The organism is Paenibacillus sp. FSL H8-0537 (genome assembly GCF_038051995.1).
GTDB lineage: Bacteria > Bacillota > Bacilli > Paenibacillales > Paenibacillaceae > Pristimantibacillus.
Genome location: NZ_CP150290.1, coordinates 468,799 through 484,320 on the forward strand (window position 1 = coordinate 468,799; position 15,522 = coordinate 484,320).

The 15,522-nt window shown below is 45.9% G+C and carries 17 protein-coding genes; 7 read left to right on the top strand and 10 right to left on the bottom strand.

Annotation, left to right across the window (positions count from 1 at the left end; genetic code table 11):
• Positions 1-4: 4 nt before the first annotated feature.
• Together MHB80_RS01955 and MHB80_RS01960 are read left to right on the top strand one after the other, a co-directional pair.
• Positions 5-892 (top strand): helix-turn-helix domain-containing protein, encoded by an 888-nt coding sequence (locus MHB80_RS01955; RefSeq protein ID WP_341280588.1) that lies wholly within the window; start codon positions 5-7, stop codon positions 890-892.
• 92 nt (positions 893-984) lie between these two features.
• On the top strand, positions 985-2,058 hold the full coding sequence (locus MHB80_RS01960; RefSeq protein WP_341280589.1) for a phosphotransferase: 1,074 nt from the start codon (positions 985-987) through the stop codon (positions 2,056-2,058).
• Between the two features lie 137 nt (positions 2,059-2,195).
• Here MHB80_RS01960 and MHB80_RS01965 read toward each other — a convergent pair whose 3' ends face one another.
• Together MHB80_RS01965 and MHB80_RS01970 are read right to left on the bottom strand one after the other, a co-directional pair.
• The gene (locus MHB80_RS01965) at positions 2,196-3,389 is read right to left on the bottom strand and encodes an XRE family transcriptional regulator (RefSeq protein ID WP_341280590.1); all 1,194 of its coding nucleotides are present in this window, start codon (positions 3,387-3,389) and stop codon (positions 2,196-2,198) included.
• Positions 3,390-3,426: 37 nt separating this feature from the next.
• On the bottom strand, positions 3,427-4,185 hold the full coding sequence (locus tag MHB80_RS01970) for a hypothetical protein (protein WP_341280591.1): 759 nt from the start codon (positions 4,183-4,185) through the stop codon (positions 3,427-3,429).
• Positions 4,186-4,477: 292 nt separating this feature from the next.
• Between MHB80_RS01970 and MHB80_RS01975 the strand changes: the two genes are divergently transcribed.
• Both MHB80_RS01975 and MHB80_RS01980 read left to right on the top strand, forming a co-directional pair.
• Complete coding sequence (locus MHB80_RS01975) at positions 4,478-5,413, top strand: stalk domain-containing protein (protein WP_341280592.1); 936 nt, start codon at positions 4,478-4,480, stop codon at positions 5,411-5,413.
• 165 nt (positions 5,414-5,578) lie between these two features.
• On the top strand, positions 5,579-5,977 hold the full coding sequence (locus MHB80_RS01980; protein WP_341282832.1) for a MarR family transcriptional regulator: 399 nt from the start codon (positions 5,579-5,581) through the stop codon (positions 5,975-5,977).
• Between the two features lie 132 nt (positions 5,978-6,109).
• On the opposite strand, the gene MHB80_RS01985 is transcribed toward MHB80_RS01980, so the two are convergent.
• From MHB80_RS01985 to MHB80_RS02000, 4 genes are all read right to left on the bottom strand, one after another.
• Positions 6,110-6,679, bottom strand: a complete 570-nt coding sequence (locus tag MHB80_RS01985) for a manganese catalase family protein (protein ID WP_341280593.1) — start codon at positions 6,677-6,679, stop codon at positions 6,110-6,112.
• 103 nt (positions 6,680-6,782) lie between these two features.
• Complete coding sequence (locus MHB80_RS01990) at positions 6,783-7,055, bottom strand: spore coat protein CotJB (protein WP_341280594.1); 273 nt, start codon at positions 7,053-7,055, stop codon at positions 6,783-6,785.
• 2 nt (positions 7,056-7,057) lie between these two features.
• Positions 7,058-7,282, bottom strand: a complete 225-nt coding sequence (locus tag MHB80_RS01995; RefSeq protein WP_341280595.1) for a spore coat associated protein CotJA — start codon at positions 7,280-7,282, stop codon at positions 7,058-7,060.
• Between the two features lie 174 nt (positions 7,283-7,456).
• Positions 7,457-8,020, bottom strand: coding sequence for a TetR/AcrR family transcriptional regulator (locus tag MHB80_RS02000; RefSeq protein WP_341280596.1), 564 nt, complete (start codon positions 8,018-8,020; stop codon positions 7,457-7,459).
• A gap of 161 nt (positions 8,021-8,181) precedes the next feature.
• Here MHB80_RS02000 and MHB80_RS02005 point away from each other — a divergent pair, with 161 nt between their 5' ends.
• A complete protein-coding gene (locus MHB80_RS02005) occupies positions 8,182-9,129 on the top strand; it encodes a 2-dehydropantoate 2-reductase N-terminal domain-containing protein (protein WP_341280597.1) in 948 nt (315 codons plus the stop codon).
• Positions 9,130-9,340: 211 nt separating this feature from the next.
• On the opposite strand, the gene MHB80_RS02010 is transcribed toward MHB80_RS02005, so the two are convergent.
• Together MHB80_RS02010 and MHB80_RS02015 are read right to left on the bottom strand one after the other, a co-directional pair.
• Positions 9,341-10,459, bottom strand: a complete 1,119-nt coding sequence (locus tag MHB80_RS02010) for an AbrB family transcriptional regulator (protein WP_341280598.1) — start codon at positions 10,457-10,459, stop codon at positions 9,341-9,343.
• Entirely contained in the window at positions 10,456-11,196 is a 741-nt protein-coding gene (locus MHB80_RS02015; protein ID WP_341280599.1) for an MBL fold metallo-hydrolase, read from the bottom strand. Before MHB80_RS02015 ends, MHB80_RS02010 begins: the two co-directional genes overlap by 4 nt.
• A 172-nt stretch (positions 11,197-11,368) precedes the next feature.
• On the opposite strand from MHB80_RS02015, the gene MHB80_RS02020 reads away from it, so the two are divergent.
• Together MHB80_RS02020 and MHB80_RS02025 are read left to right on the top strand one after the other, a co-directional pair.
• Complete coding sequence (locus tag MHB80_RS02020; protein ID WP_341280600.1) at positions 11,369-12,253, top strand: helix-turn-helix domain-containing protein; 885 nt, start codon at positions 11,369-11,371, stop codon at positions 12,251-12,253.
• 173 nt (positions 12,254-12,426) lie between these two features.
• Positions 12,427-14,127: a methyl-accepting chemotaxis protein gene (locus MHB80_RS02025; RefSeq protein WP_341280601.1), complete on the top strand. Its 1,701-nt coding sequence runs from the start codon at positions 12,427-12,429 to the stop codon at positions 14,125-14,127.
• A gap of 112 nt (positions 14,128-14,239) precedes the next feature.
• On the opposite strand, the gene MHB80_RS02030 is transcribed toward MHB80_RS02025, so the two are convergent.
• Together MHB80_RS02030 and MHB80_RS02035 are read right to left on the bottom strand one after the other, a co-directional pair.
• A complete protein-coding gene (locus MHB80_RS02030; protein ID WP_341280602.1) occupies positions 14,240-14,593 on the bottom strand; it encodes a nuclear transport factor 2 family protein in 354 nt (117 codons plus the stop codon).
• Positions 14,594-14,622: 29 nt separating this feature from the next.
• On the bottom strand, positions 14,623-15,417 hold the full coding sequence (locus MHB80_RS02035; protein WP_341280603.1) for an SDR family oxidoreductase: 795 nt from the start codon (positions 15,415-15,417) through the stop codon (positions 14,623-14,625).
• Between the last annotated feature and the right edge of the window lie 105 nt (positions 15,418-15,522).

Consider the following 15,522-nt stretch of genomic DNA (forward strand, 5'->3'; position numbering starts at 1 on the left):
AATTATGGAGCCATACAAGGTTCTATCTGAACTTTTAGCACGAATAGAAAAAGATGTTTCTGGTACTAGGGAGACAGACTATTTGGCTGATCTCCCGATCTCCGTTGTTCATTTGCGTCGGCTCTTCAAGTTCGCTTTCGGCGTGCCGCTACAAAGCTATATCCGCTCTCGAAAGCTCGCCGTCAGCTTGGAGAATTTGATGCTAACCGAGAAACGGGTTCTCGACATTGCAATTGAATGCGGTTATGAACATGAGCAAACCTTCATACGCGCGTTTAAACGAGAGTATGGGCTTACGCCCGGCGAATGCAGGCATTCCGGCAAGAACATCCACGTAACACCTCCTCTTCATCTGTTTCCAAAAAACAATGTTGGCGGAAATTTGGTGTACGGGCCGGAAATGGTCATGATTCCAGCCTTCCATTTAATCGGGCAAAAGTATCGAATCGAAATCGCCGAAGCCCCGACAAAGGCACCCGAAGCTGCCAAGCAGTTTTGGTGGAGCAAGCGGCATAAAGTGCCTAATCCTGTTGAATCCGATATTTATTACGGTCTAACGAGAACACCTGACCCATCGCTTAGTTGGACATATTATATACCGTCTATGCGCGTAAAGAATCTGAGCGATATTCCGGACGGCTTTACAGGCGACACCGTACCTGCCTCCTTGTGCGTCGGCTTTCGATATATCGGGAACCATCATTATGAGGAGATTGATGAACTACGCGCAGAGGCGCTATATAAAGCCATCGATAGGCTTGCACAGGAGCACAATGGGAAATATGAGCTTCTGGACAGCGAATTTTTCTTAGAGAAAATTGACACGGGTGCTTACGATGGGCAGTTTTGTCAAATGGAATGGTTTACGCCCATCAGAGTGAGGAACACTTAAAATGATCAAAAAAGTCCATTGAGCTTGCAACTATTATGGTAGATTTTATTATATAGCAACAAAAAATAGAGGTTTGTGTGAAAGGAGATAAAATGAATTATAACGAGACTGTTTCAATCGGAAATACCTATTTGATTCCAACAGTAACAGAGTTGTTCGGATTAGAAGGCTATGAAATTAGGCTGATTCCAGCACATGACGGAGGGCGGAATGTCGTATATAACTGTGAGAAAGAAGGGAGCCCATCAAAAATACTCAGAATCGCTTTCTTACCCGATAGGAGCCGGGAAGATATCCTAGGGGAAACGGAATATATTCGGTATTTATTTGAGCATGGAGGCAGTGTCTCGAATGTAATCAGCTCCCGGAAGGGGAATCTGCTGGAGGAGATCAGCCACAATAACCATACCTTTTTTGTTTGCCTGTTTGAAAAGGCTAAGGGGAAAATGCTTGTAGAAAATAATTATCGGTACCGAGAAGGGGCTCCAATTACCGAATATTATTATAATTGCGGTAAGGTCTTGGGGAAACTGCACCAAATATCGAAAGGGTATGTGCCTACCCATCAGCGGTATAGTTTTTTTGACAAATACAATGTTGAATATATTGAAAAATGGATACCCGGCTCCCTATCTCTGCTAAAGGAAAGACTAGTTGAGCTCCTTATGACATTAAAAGAATTGGATAGGAACCAGGATACTTTCGGTATGATCCATTTTGATTACAACGATGGGAATTATTCAATAGATTTTGATAACGGGCAAATAACCGTATATGATTTCGATAATTCTTGCTATTGTTGGTATATGTATGACCTGGCAGATCTCTGGACACACGGTTTGGGCTGGATAAAATTTGAACCAGACGCCGATAAACGTAAAAAGTTTATGAATGATTATTTTGAGAAAGTCCTCGCTGGATACAGATCCGAGACCAAGATCGAAAATTCGATGCTGGATAATTTGCCCTTATTTATTAAAGTTACGCTCATGGAAAATATTATTGATGCATTCGAGGTGATGCGAAACAACGGTGAGGAGCCGAAATGTGATGAGGAACTGTCGTATCTCATAAAATGTTTGGAAGACGATATCCCGCATAAGGGATTTTTCCATGAGATTTACTCTTGTGAAGAACCCTTTGAACATGAGGAACGAAATATTTAGTTAGCGCTCCGTGAAGACGTCCGAGAGTAAAGTCTCGATGACTTACTAACGTTATCGGGGAACGATAGTTGAATTGCCAACACTAGGCCGCGAGTACTTCGACGGCCTTCTGTGCATGCAACGAAACATTAATCAAATCACTTATACATAGATATTTCAGAGATATCACGAAGTTCAAAGTCCAAGCTTCGAGTCATATATTTGTTGAAAAAACTTGAATCAATTCCTGTGAGCTGATGGAAGAAGGAAATTTCGGCTTTCCAATCATTCTCAATCATTTGACCAATGTCGATAACTCCTTTTTTTGAAACAAAATCAATGATGGTTTTAATTTTCATTGGTTTCTGAATGGGAATTACGTTATCAAGGGGTTCAAACTCCAAATAACCTTTCCGATGCATGGCCGCATAGAAGTTACGATGATCCTTTGACTGAATGATTCCAAGATTAGCTGCTCTATACCCGAGTACCTGCAACGAAGTTTTCCATTTCTTTTTTAAATCTAAATAATTATCTGGATTGGTAAGATGGGACACGTCCTGCATATCGGTGGTGAATTCGTCTTCAGGTAATAACAAAGCCCCAGCAAACATATTTGCTTCATTCTCAATAAGTTTGTGTTCTTTTCGTTCTAGGTTCGTAAACTCCATGCGATAATGAAGTAATAAATGACCTAATTCATGAGCGATATCAAAGTTCCTGCGAACAGCCGAACGCTTCATATTGCCTAAAATAATATATGGCCGATCATCCAGAGTCCAAAGGCTATAGGCATCAATTTCTTCACCAATAGCCTTTTCAAACACGAAAACACCGCTTTTTTCAATTAAGAACATAAGATCATCATTATTCGTTTTTGATAGCTCAAGTCTTTGTCGTGCTAAAAGAGCAACATGGTTGATTTGAGCAGATCTATCGTCCTCTGTATGATTTAAATACGCTATAACTTCATCACGTAATTTAATCATTTTAAGGGTAGGATAACTAATTTTAGTTGTAAGATAGTTGACAAATACATTCAAAAATTCAACATGCTTAGCCTCTGCTTGCGTTTTTGAGATGACATTCAGCACTTTTGAGCGATAGGCTATATTCGTTAAGTTGATATTGGCTGAAGTGATATTCTTTTCAAGCATGTCTTTTGTATAAAAATATTTACTTTTCACTTGAAAAATCCGTTTTAACTCATTTACGATTTGCATTTTAGGTGATGTATAAGCATTCTCGTATTGCCAGACTGCTTGTTCTGTTACGCCTAACTTTTCGGAGAGCTCTTTACGCGAATATCCGTGCATGATTCGTAAATTGGTTAGGTTCTTACCAATAAACATGCTTGCTGCCTCCTAGTTAAATTAACATCATGCCATTTTATATATCTTGTTTTTTATCTTTTTCAATTATACCGATATCAAATGCTGCAGGGTCTATACGTTCATCATTTGATTCAGGTGCGACTACTTCTCGGTCCTCATCAGATAATGTAGCTCCTGAGATGAAATCGGACAGATCCTCGACAAGGTATGCAATGTTATCATTTGGATTGGGTAAATAGTGTAAGATCTCGGAAATTTGATACGCTTCATCAATAGCATATGTGAGTATGTGAAACTCATTGTAAGAAGATTTGAAATAATCCAGATCAGGTTTGACTGCACTTTCTAACATAAATAAGGAGAGTTGTTCGACTCTCTCGGTTCGTACCCCTCTTTTTGACGATTTTTCTGTGGCGGAAAATACCAAATTATTATTTATTTTTGAAAGCTCATGAAGATAGGTACGAAGAGACCCGTTACTTTCGCTCTCATCTGGAAGTGTAGCTTGTGAAAAGCAATCTTCATTGAAATAAGCGGCATTTTTAATAAGAAAAAGAGTTTTGGACTCTCCATTAACGAATTGGAGGTAGTCCCATGTTAATCCAGCCTTTGCTTTCTTGTATGTAAATCCATGAGCGATGCACTCTTCAGCGAGTTTGCTCTCAATAAAGTTACCCTTAGTCCAAGAAAAAGCAGAGCTGATTTTCATTTTTGATTTTCTGTCTTTGCGATGATCAACATAGTCACGATAACCTTCAACAATGGCATCAACAATCATATTATTATGTGCAGGACTGAACTTGTATTTATCCATATCAAACACCCCAGTTCGATAATATGAAGACAGTTAATATTGTAATCGAAGTTGGGATGTATTGAAATGATTTTTTCTGTTTTTCTTAAAGTTTCAAGCTGTATCTTGCTTTTTCTTTATAGTGGTTAGTTTTTTGAATGGTCAGTTTAAATTATTGACTGGCTTGCCTGAAGCTATTCGTAGATTGCTTAGGTCATACCCACATATGGCAACAAAGAATGGAATGCACACGTCTATTTATTGTACTTTCTAATAACTAATTTCGAATAAGCAAAGCAAAAGGAGCATTTCCATGAAACCATATGCCGGAAAAATCGTGGTGTTGGGGATCGTTGCTGCGATTCTCATACCTATTTTGTTGTTCGTGGAGTTTAATTACGGTTTTTACCAAAAGTTTCGATTCGAGCAGCGGGCAGAGCATTATTTGGCGGAGACCTATGCCGAAGACATGACGATTGTGAACGTTCGTTATTTATGGGACAACATAGAACCGCTAGTAGCGACTGTACACCCAAAATCCGATTCATCGCTCCAGTTTTATATCTACCATAGTGAGGAACGGGAGCTCGGATTAACGGACGATTATGCGGCCACTTTATGGAAAATACAGGCGATGAAAGAAGCGAAGACACTACTGCAGCCCATACAGCCGCAGTACGCCCGCCACGCGAGTATCGATTTTTCCTGCTGTAAGGTCAGTGAATATGATTTTGCGTCGATGCGCGGGGAAGTGCCGCATTACGGGACGACAAAACTGCCCTACGATTTAGCAGTTACTCTGGAAAGGGCGATGGAAGCAAACGATATGGATCATATGTATCAAGCTGTGGCGGCTTTTCGGGAATCCGCGTCACTTGTGCTGGGGAGCCTTGTTTTCCGTTTTCCGCTTCCGGAGATAGGCGGCTTCGCTGTATTTGAGATTCCAGGTGATGCCTTAAATGCTATCGCATCCGCAGCGGATGTGGAAGCCTACAATGCAACGAGGATACCCGCACAGGAAATGGCCGAGCGGATCGGAGCCGCTCTTGAGTGGAACGAGCAGAAGAGCGAGGCGATCTTCACCCGGGATGATACGACTTTGGTCGTGCGCAGCTGGGGAAATGAAGCGTTTCTGAACGGAGAGCCCCTTGCTGACCCAATAGGCGCTTATATTGGCGACTTCATGCAGCTCATGGTGCCGGTCTTGTTGGTCGAGTACGCTTTTGAACAAAAGATAGCACTGTGGTAGCCTTTCTAATGAACTACGGAATATGACAAACGGCTTGAATGGCTCCCCAAATAAATGAGTTAATACGTCCTCAATTGTCATAGGACAAGAACATAGTCCCATTGAAAGTCGCTATTATAGCGGCTTTTTAAAGATTGGTCACAGGAGGCCACGTTGTTATACCAAATGTACCGTGTAAACAACGCCATAAATACTACATTCGATGCTTACATCAGCATCAGCCAATCTCGCTTTGAAATACTCGCATTAATATATCAAGAGATCGAAATCAGTCAAAGTGACTTGCAAAAAAAAGTAACCCTTGATAAGGCAGCTGTCGCTAGGCATCTCAAACAGCTTGAAGAAAACGAGATCGTAGCAAGAAGAAAAAAAGATGGGGACAACCGTATGATATTGGTTAAATTGACTGATTACGGAAGAGGGTTAATCGAGACTTCACAAAGGGAGAAAGAGCATTTTGCGAAGGAACTATTAACGGATATTAGTGATACAGAACTTACCGTGCTAAGAAAAATATTAGTTCAGTTAAATACAAATATTGAAAAAATGAAGGGAAATGCTTAATAAGAACAGGACTTTATTTCAGCGGCTTATTTCTTGAAGTAGTCACTTTTAGAGCATCTTTCCAAATCCGAATTAAAAGGGAGTAAAGCAGCCAATAGAAGATGGCTGCTTTACTCCTTTTTTGTCGCTTCCTCAATAAACCTTCTTCTGATCCCGATCCTCCTTAATGATCTCTACCGCTTCCTTAAACCGCAAAGCATGCACGATCTCCCGCTCGCGCAGAAACTTCAGGCTGTCCTGCAAATCGACGTCGTCGGTCATATCGATGAGCCATTGGTAGGTCGCCCGCGCCTTCTCCTCAGCCGCAATATCCTCGTATAAATCCGCAAGTGGATCTCCTTTCGCTTGTATGTAGGCGGCGGTGAAAGGAACACCTGAGGCATTGTTGTAAAACAGCGCGCTGTCATGGCTCACATAATGCGGCCCAAGCCCAGCTGCTTCAAGCTGCTGAGGAGTTGCATCCTTAGTAAGCTTGTAAATCATCGTAGCGATCATTTCAAGGTGCGCGAATTCCTCCGTTCCAATATCCGTCAGCAGACCAATGACCTTGCTTGGGATCGTATACCTCTGATTCAAATAACGCAGCGCTGCCGCCAGCTCACCATCGGCGCCGCCGTATTGCTCGGCGAGATAACGCGCCATTCGGGGATCGCATTTGCTAACCCGAACAGGGTACTGGAGCTTTTTCTCATAAACCCACATGCCGCTGTCACCTCCAACATGCTAAGCCGCCGCTTTTCGAGCCTACACTGCCCCGATTGAGCGGCAGCCCGCTGTGCCTCATATTGACTGTCTGGCAGGTTTATTACACCTGCCAAGGCCAAGGTGTATCCGGCCACTGAAAAGGAAAACCAGAGAAGCTGTGTCCGTAGTTCATCAGCGGCCCGTACTTCATCTCGAACTGCTGGGCGCATAGCCGGCGCTGCTGGGCCAAGTAATTGAACTGCTGCAAGGCTTGATGGTCATGTGGATGGGTATCGAGATAGAGATTCAGCTCGAGCAGGGCAAAATCCAGCTGCTGCAGCTCCAATAGCTTGGCATAGTAGGCTTTATCGCACACGATAGGCTGCTCACTCATGGCTAATAGCTCCCCCCTCCGCATTTCGATTCGTAAGGGCTGTATAGCGCGGGCCACAATGTTCCAAGCCGCAGCGCCTCCTCTAGCGAAAACTGCGGAAGGTTCGTCGGCTGAAAAGGAATGTATTGGTTTGGCGGAACGACATACGTCCGCACAATCATCGGCTCACACGGATCGTGCGGCCCGACGAAAGGGTACCATCTTCGAATTTGCGGATTGCTGTTCATGCACGGCCTCCTTCATCCAGCCAGAACCGCAGAATTTTCCGCGCTGTCCTGCATCCGGGCTGGAGCAATTATTCATATGTATGAGCACCGCCCAGTTATATTGCCTGTCTGCTGCAAAATTTCCAAGGTTCGGCTTGCAATTGTGACTTTTTTATATGAAGAGACTGCCTTTGCTTACTCCATATCCGGAGGCAACATCTGATTGCGCTCAAGCAGCGCCCATAGCTCTTCGGCCAGCTCTTCGGCCGGATAGGGCATGGAACGGGTTATCCACCACTCAAGAACACCAACTGCGGCGGATACTATAAACTGCTGCAGTACCTCTTTGTTCCGGTCTTTGTTAATCCCGTGCATATCTATGTTTTCACCGAGCTGCTGAAACATCAACTCCATCATGCGGCTTCGGAAAGCGGGGATGCTCTTGTTCGTGAGCAGCGTTGCATATAGAAAAGCATGCTCCTCTAAAAATTTAAGGGTTTGAAGCAGCAGCTCTTTAGAAGAAAAGGAGGTTGCTTCCTGGCTAGGCAAGCATTTTTGCTGCAGCTGGACCAAGTGGACCTCGATGCATTGATCAAGTAGATCGAATTTATCTACATAATGCAAATACACGGTGCCCCGGTTTACATTCGCCCGATCTGCGATCTCATTGATTGTTATTTGCTCAAAATTTTTCTCTGCCATAAGTGCAATAAAAGCTTTCATAATCGCTTCCCGCGTTTTGAGCACCCGTCTGTCCATAGGACCCTCCTGAAAAATGGTTTTGAACAACTTTGCTAAATCTGTTGAGAAATCAACGAATGGGCCCATTTTAGCGATTGAAGCGAGCCCAAGTCGTTGGTACTATCATTGTATTGAACGAATGTTGATAAAGCAACAAATGTTCAAAAAGGAGGGTCAATATGAAAATATTAGTTTATGGCGCGGGCGTGTTAGGCAGCTATCTGGCCCATGGGTTAGTACAGGGAGGCAATGACGTTACGGTGCTTGCCAGAGGCAGCAGAGCGGAGGAGTTGAGTAAGGACGGGCTCGTGATTCGCCATTATTTTCAGCGTAAAACGACCGTAGATAAAGTGAAGGTCATTCAGACGCTCCCGGCGGATGATAGCTATGACTTGATTTTTGTCGTGATGAAATATAATGATTTTCCAGCGGTGCTGCCGATTTTGGCGAAAAATAAAAGCCGTCATATTGTGCTTGTCGGCAATAATCCGACGGCCAGTACGACGGAGCAAGAGTTATTGGCGGACAGCTTGCCTGACAAAAAGGTCGCCTTCGGCTTCCAGCTAAGCGGCGGCCGCAGAGAAAAGGGGCGCATGATCGCCGTACGTGGAGGCGGTCAAATGGTGCTTGGCAGCCTGAACGGACCTGTTCCCTTTAAAGATTTAATCGACAAAGCATTTGCGGGCGCGAAATATAAAATCGATTATCATGAGGATATAGATGCATGGCTTAAAAGCCACATCGTGCCGATTCTGGTGTTGAGCTCCGTCAGCTATGTCAAAGATAATCAATTTAAACATATAGCGAAGGATAAAAAGCTGCTCCAGCAAATGATTGTAGCTGTTGATGAAGGCTTCAAGGTAATGGAGGCTGTCGGCTACACGATTACACCCGCTAATCAGGTTGATTGTTTTCGTCGGAAAAGGCAGCTCGTCTACTTTTTTCTGAAAATTTATCATCGTCTTCCCGTTGCGAAAATGATAGATGGCTCATTCGTGGAAATCGCCCATTTGCATAAAGCGTTTGACGTTTGGAAGCAGCGAGCTCGTATAGCAACGCCAAACTGGAATGAGCTTGAGGAGGCGTTCATCTCTAAAATGGAGGGGGAAGCTAACGGAAGACGGTAAGCGGGGGACAACGTGAAACGGCCGAAAGCCGTCCTTTGGCGGCGCAGCGCGTTTCAGTCCGAGAAATAGAAGCCTATTTATAAGTGTAAAACTTATAAATTCTTATATTTCAAGCAAAAACGAATTCGTCGTCCTTCTGGGACGAGCGAAGAGCTTTGCCCTAGAATTTGAAAAAGGACAGCGCGGCTTCGCTGAGGCCCGCTGTCCTTGCTTATTGGCTTTTCAGAGGTTGCTGTCCAGCTGTGCCTGACGCCGTTCCAGTTCCACTGCCGCCCCCGATCCGCTTGAAAATAAGCCGAAGCAGCGGAGGAACCGCAAAATAGATAAACCAAATGCGAAACAGCTGGTAGCAGCTGACGATGGCAATATCGGCGTGAATTTCCTTCGCCATAATGCCCATTTGGTCCATTCCGCCGGGGGCCATGCTTAGGAAGGCAGTTGCGGGCGCAATCGCATGCAGCTTCCCAAGCAGCACGGTAAGGCCGAATGCGCCGACTAGCAAAACAATTCCGCTGGAGACGGCGAGCAGCGTCATTCGCACTTTGCTTTTCAGACTCTCTGGCCGCAGCAGCAGCCCCACATAAGTGCCGATCATCAATTGTGCGGCGTTAATCATGGCCGATGGAAGTACAGGAGCATCCACGCCAAAGCCATGAATAATCGCCGTTGCAATCATTGGGCCCAGCAAATAGGCGGAGGGCATTTTGATCCTCTTCGCCAGCAGTGCGGCCGCCACACATGCGATGGCAAGCGGCACAATGCCGGGAAATAACGCGGCCCAGTAAGCACCCTCAGAACCATCCGTCATTGCTTTAGCCGCCTCATGCACGCCGCCAAACAGAGGGCTGAATACGAGCAGCGGCACACAGAAAATAATCATCATTAATCGCGACACCTGCAAAAAGGTGACGACCGTAATATCAATCCCCTTCGTATCCTCCGCCAAAATCACCATTTGCGACAAGCCGCCGGGAATACAGCCCATGAGCACGGTCGGCAGCGGCAGTCCAGACAGCTTGGCGAATGTCACGGCGATTAAACCGCTGAACAGCAAAAGCAGCACGGTCATCAGCACCATAGTCGGCAATTGATGACCCATCTGCCTGAGCGTATCCAGCGTTAGCGACAATCCGATCGAATAGCCGATCATAATGAGTGCGGTATCGCGTATAGAGCTGGGCCACTCCGGCCGCAGCCTCTCCTTGAGCAAGCGGGAGCCGATGAAGGCGAAGACCATCGGGCCGAGCAGCCAAGAAAGCGGCACCTGCAGCAGCGTGAATAGAAAACCGCCAGTCAGCGCGAGTGCAAGTGTAATAAGAAAGCGGATCAAAATTGATCAGCTAGCTCGGCAATCCGTTTGTTTGCGTCTCCTTGAAACAACCCGCCGTGGTAGCAAATCACCTGCTGGATATCAAAAGCTTTAAATTTGCCGAGGGAACGGACAGCCTCAGCCATATCAGGTGTAGCAGCAGGCACTGGCCCAGATAGCTGGCCATCGATAACGACCATAGCATCGCCCGCAAGAAGCGTCTTGCTTGGCTGGTGGTATAAAGCGACATGCCCCGGCGTATGGCCGGGTGTATGAATGACGGTAAGACCGCCGCCGAAGTCGAGCGTATCGCCATCTGCAATCGTCAAATTGACGTTCGGACGGGCAGGGTGTATGAAGGTGTTCTCAAATGCTGTCCGCTGCTGTTCAGGCATCGTGTCCAGCAGCTGTGCCATCCTTTCAGGAGATGCTTTGAGAAGAGGCTCTTGCCCGTCAATGGCAGCCTGATCCCCAAGATGAGCGTAAACGACAGGCAGCTTGTGGCTCGCGGATAGAAAACCTGGCAAGCCGCCAATATGATCTAGATCCTGATGGGTAAGTATAATGGCGCTAGGCGGTGCATCGGGGAACCCCGCTTCAACGACGATTCGCTGAATGGCCTCGGCAGAGCCGGGCAGGCCAGTATCCACCAGCACCCAGAAGTCCGGTCCCCATATCGCTGTGGGATGGAATACTCGTTGATTGCCTCCCAAGCTTAAAGTCAATTCCAGCATTTCAATTCCTTCAGCTATGCGCATGTGCAGGCCACCGCGTCTTTCCTATTTATATAGAAACAAACGGCAGCGCACCTCCTTTACCAGTAAAGTAAAACTTATGAGTTCAATATAGAACTAAATAGTTTCGGTGTCAACTCTACACATTGACCTTGCTCTTTCCTCATGTCAAGATAGGGGGGAGGTGGGCATACAGATGGAGGAATTACGAAAAGGAAAGATTTTGGATGCTGCTTTAGCGCTTTTTCGAGAGAAGGGCTACAGCGCCGTATCCATGCAAAATATTGCTGAAGCTTGCGGCATGGCGAAAGCGAGCATTTATAAATTTTTTGCTTCCAAGGAAGATTTATTTACCGAGGTGTTTACCGTCTGCTACCGTTCTTTGCTGGAGCAGGAAGCGGAGCTTGACCGCGTGCAATCGCAGCAGGGCCTTGCGCCAAAGGAGAAATTTCGCCGGAAGATTGAATTCCAGCTGTATTATACAATGGAGAATCATCTGTTCATGCTCGACTTTAAGGAGCTGCCGATTACGGCAAATGACAAATTTTTGACCGCATGGCAAAATAAAAAAGCTGCTATGCTGACGTGGCATCGGGAGCTGCTGACAGAGGCGTACGGCGAGCAAATCGACCTCCACATATGGGATGTCGTCACGATTTTTCGAGGCATGCTGCTGCAATATTTATCCTATGCCATTCAGAAGGTCCTAGCTGTGCCGATGGCTGAGCTGGCGGCTTTTCTAGTGGACCGGATGGACGCCGTCGTCCGCGATATGGCGGCCAAGCAGCCGAAGCCGATTATTGACGGCACCAACGTATATTTTAATCATTTGAACGCAAGCGATGAGCCGGTACGGCGGGAGACGGCCCTGCAGTTTCTGCAAACGCTAGCGGGGAAAATAGATGAGCTGTCAAAACCAGAGGCGGTTCGCGCAGAACTGCGGGAGGTCGTTTCGCTTATTCAGCAGGAGGCTCAGGCAGAGCTGCGAAATCCGACCCTTTTGCGTGTGCTTGCAGCGTATTTGGATACTGTTTCTGAGCTGAGGTCTGACGTGCGGCAGCTGAACCTTATGCTGTTCTAACCGCTTGCTATGGTAAAAGGGTGGATTTGAACACATAAATCTATTTTTAACACCAATTGTAAAAATGGCTGACAGATCTAGCTCTGGAATCGAAAAATTTATTATGTCAGCGTATTCACTCCCTCCCTGAGAATGTCGATATACATATCACACAGATCTAGAGGAGTGAATTTATGAGATTTAGTATTCGATTCAAATTGCTTGCGGGTTTTATTTCGGTAGCGTTGCTGCTTGTTGCAACAGGGCTATTCGCGATATTATCCATGAATGGAATGGGTGACAAGGCAAGGGAAATGAATGAAAGATGGATGCCAAGCGTGTCGCTGCTCGGCATTATGAATGGGGACGTGTCTGACATTGAGCGTCTTGCCCTGAATATTATTGTAGAAGAGGATGCGGATGAACTTAACAAGATGACTACTGCTTTGGATAGTCTTCTCGACAAGGTCCAAACCGAACGCGAACAATTAGCAGCGATGGTTCAAAGTGAAGAAGAGAAGGCACTGTTCGATGAGTTCGGCAAAAGTCTGGATCTCTACTTAACCAAAATGCCGGAATTTATTGCATATGGCAAGGAAGGAAACTTCGCTAGGGCGAGCGAACTGCATACGACAGCTTACCCGCTCTGGTATACGGCAAATGATAATATTTCAAAAATGATCAATCTGGGAATGGAAGGATCGAAAAGTGCTGCAGATCAGTCGGTCGACTTGGCTGTGACAAGCATGAATACCATTATTGCTGTAGTCATCATAGCTGTAATACTGGCGCTGGCTATTGCAATCATGATTGCGCAAATGGTATCTAGGTCTGTGCTGAAAGTAAGCAGAGCGGCAGAGCAAATTGCCCAAGGCGATTTGACCGGAGAGACAATCGTTATTAAAAACCGTGATGAAATCGGCGATTTGGCTAAATCCTTTAATGCCATGACCCAAAGTTTGCGCGAGGTCATTCATTCCGTTTCCATGACCTCCTCGCTCGTTGCGGCTTCCTCTGAGGAGCTGATGGCAAGCGCTGACCAGAACAGCAAGGCTTCGGAGCAAATTTCCGAGACGATCGAGGAACTGGCAGTTGGAACAAGCGAGCAGGTCGATATGGTGAAGCGCTCCTCCCAAGCCATCGACGAAATGTCGATTGGCGTCGAGCAGATCGCGCTGCGTGCGCAAAGCGTATCCACATCGGCGCTCGATGCGGCAGCTCAATCGTCAGAGGGCAATCGGACGATTCAACAGGCTGTTGTGCAAATGGATTCCATTCAGCGCTCGATTTCCTCGCTTGCTGAGCTGGTTACTGGACTTGGCGAGCGCTCGGATGAGATTGGCAAAATTACCGATGTGATTACGGCTATTGCTACACAAACCAATTTGCTGGCTTTGAACGCGGCAATTGAGGCGGCAAGAGCAGGCGATCACGGTCGCGGTTTTGCGGTCGTAGCGGATGAGGTCCGCAAGCTGGCGGAGCAATCATCCGCTTCGGCTATGCAAATTACCGGACTGGTCAGCGTTATTCAGAAGGACACGATTAATGCAGTCCAAGCTGTGACAATGAACAAACAAGAGGTGTCGCAAGGTATTTCGGTTGTGACGAATGCTGGAGAAGCGTTTGAGCAAATTTTGGATGCCGTTAACAAGGTAGCTGGCGAAATCCAAGAGGTTTCGGCTAGTGCGGAGCAAATGGCAGCAAGCACGGATGAGGTTGTCAGCTTCGTGAAGCAGATCTCCCACATTGCGGAGGAAGCTTCGGGCGGTGCGCATAATGTGTCCGCAGCGACACAGGAGCAGCTTGCTTCGATGGAGGAAATTGCTTCCTCAGCGGCATCGTTGTCCAGCATGGCTGAGGAGCTTCAGGATAAGATCAGCAGATTCAAAGTTTAAGTGAATAACGCTCTTTAGCTTCATTAGAGATAAAAGCAAAGGGACAGCTCCCGTAGTATAAGGAACTGTCTCTTTGCTTTTTATGGACGTATTCCTACGGCGTGACACCGACTCATAGATTGTTTAGAAAAATGGATAAGCGCACAATTTTAGCATCTACAATACGAAAATGATAGTCGAGGAGTAACGGATCGGGTAACCCCGTTTTGTCGTAGGTTCCTTCCAACTTGCATGTTACAACAACCTCATCCTTATTTTCTTTTACTGTTCTAGGCTCTAGGGTTACGTTTGCTCCAAAATGGTATTGATCACTCCATTTTTTAATCTCTTGTTTGCCAATCCGCTGTTTACCTTCATCCAACACAACGGCATCTTCCGTAAAGCAACTAATGAATGCTTCCGGATCGGGTTTATTCGATGCATGTATATATTCACGGATTACAGTAGGAAGTTGCAGAATTTCCATTGTTCTTCCCCCTTAGTTAGTTTGAACCATTAAACGGTAGGAATGGTTCCGCCATCAATGACATATTCACTTCCTGTAATGGATGCTGCACGATCTGAGACCAAAAATGCAGCCAACTCAGCGACTTCTTCAGGAAATCCAGGGCGGCCAATTGGAATGCCCCCAAGCGAATCCATAAGCTGCTGGAGCGCACTTTCTCTGCTTCCTGTTGCAGTTGCCATCCGATCAATCAACGCATCTGCTGCTTCAGTCTGAATAAAGCCAGGAGACAATGAATTAATGCGAATACCACGGGGAGAAAATTCATTAGACAGCCCCTTGCTGTAATTAGCGAGAGCAGCTTTAGCTGCTGCATAAGCTAATGTAGTTTCATAAAGAGGCAATTTTCTTTGGATTGAGGTGAAGTGAAGAATAACCCCTGATTTATTTTGCAACATGAGTGGAATTAAGCCGCGATCAAGCCTTACTGCGGCCAGAAGATTCCAATTTAATGCCTGCAGCCAATCTTCATCGCTAAGGGCAAGTGCGCCTCCTGGTGGAGTAGAGGATCCGCCAACACAATGGACAATAATATCAATACCACCAAGCTGTTCTTTCACTGCTGCAATCAATTGCTCTACACCTTCAGGCGACGCCATATCGGCTTGAACAAATTTCACCGAAGCGGGCAAGTCAGCAGATACGGAACGGGCCGTTGTCAAGACAGTAGCTCCGCTGCTTGCTAGCCTCTTCACAACAGCTTGCCCCATTCCTTTTGTACCACCAGTTACAAGCACTTTCTTGCCTTTAAATTCTGTTGCCGAGTACTCAAATGTTCTGCCCATATCCATTCCTCCTTATGATGAATAATAGTACACTTGATTCCTTTATAACGTCCAATCTATTATAATAATGAAAATGATGAATAATATTAATATAAAGAAGGTCAT